1 protein-coding gene is annotated in these 1,406 nt (G+C 42.3%); it reads left to right on the top strand.

Going from position 1 to position 1,406, the window contains the following annotated elements; translation table 11 throughout:
- On the top strand, positions 1-1,310 hold a 1,310-nt coding region (locus tag A3756_RS28415), incomplete at its 5' end, for a hypothetical protein (RefSeq protein ID WP_197481538.1).
- Positions 1,311-1,406 lie beyond the last annotated feature (96 nt).

Below are 1,406 nucleotides of genomic sequence, written 5' to 3'. Positions count from 1 at the left end.
GTTGTCATAGATTAACTGATGGCGTAATTGATAATGATGATCCTTCTGACAGGAAGTGCTATTCCGCGTGGATGGCGGGGCAGGCCTCTATCGACCAAGTTCGCAATGCCAGCTGGGATGATATAAGTGCAGGGAGTCAAAATGTCGTAACGTTTTCCGGTAAAGGCTGGGATAGAATCATCAGATATCGAATGGAGGCTTCTGAAGATACATCGTATTATCTCCCGCATACACCGGTAAGTGGTGATGTAGTAACCGCGCTTTCAGGAAGCTTACAAAGGTTATATTTTGCAGATGACGAAGGAGCTATTTATTATCAAAATCTTGAAAGTGACAGCCCCTTGGTTCCGTTTGTTCAGCTCGCTGCTGAAGATTCAGATGTTGTACATATAAGTGGATTGGGCGATAACTTGTTTGTTTTCACACGAAACTCCACCGCTTTAGAAGAGCGCTACAAATTGATTATGTTTGATGCTGCTGGCGCGCTGCTTGGTAGTATTGTGGACATCGAATATGATGTTTTGCCAGACAGTATTAAATTAGCCTGTCGCAATGACAGCTGCACTACTTTGGTTGATATTCTTGCAGTTGTTCGTGTAGATAATCATCCAAACAATGAAGTACTTTCAATGACCTTGGACTTATCGACGTTTGGTATTGCCTCTGATGAAATATCCACTATTTTTGAATCATCAGAGAAACCGCTTAGCGGGCCCATTCAGTTATCTGAAAATGGTGAATTGATCTACTTCGGATCTGGACATCAACTTACTCTGGCTTCACTAGAGGCGCCGGTGGCAGGCAGTTTGTTGCATAAATCATACGGTTTAGCTGAATACTCGACGTTTTATGATCTTCATGAAGAAAATCAGCACTTCATTGCTATCGTTGACGATCCTAGTTCTTTATTTAACTCTCAAGAAACGCGGGCAGTCTATATCGAGGACAATAAGCCTACAGATGATGGCGAACCAACAAAGTATCTGATACAGCAAGCCACAGAAGATGAGCTAATGATGAAAGTCTTGCCGCAACAAGTCGCAGGCCAGAGTGACTTTGCGTTATTAAGTGTGTATGACTCGCTCGTCGATATAATGCCTATCGGTGTGACGGATCAAGATTCAGACGGGATGCCGGGAATATTCGAGATGCTTTACGGCTTGGATGATAGTGACCCAAGCGATAAGTTCAAAGACTTGGATAAGGATAATTTAACAAATATCGAAGAGTATCTGTTAAATACTAAACCTGACAATTCGGACTCTAATGATAATGGGGTTTCAGATTTTCAGGAAGCGTATTTGAATTAAAGATGAAGGCTAAGGGTGATTATGTTCCGCTCTTAGCCTTATGGTAAGTAGCCGTTTTTGGCTTGCCTAGCTTAGTTGTTTGAAAGCGCGATATCT

The sequence above is a fragment of the Oleiphilus sp. HI0086 genome (genome assembly GCF_001635225.1).
This window is presented reverse-complemented; position numbering and strand designations above follow the sequence as displayed.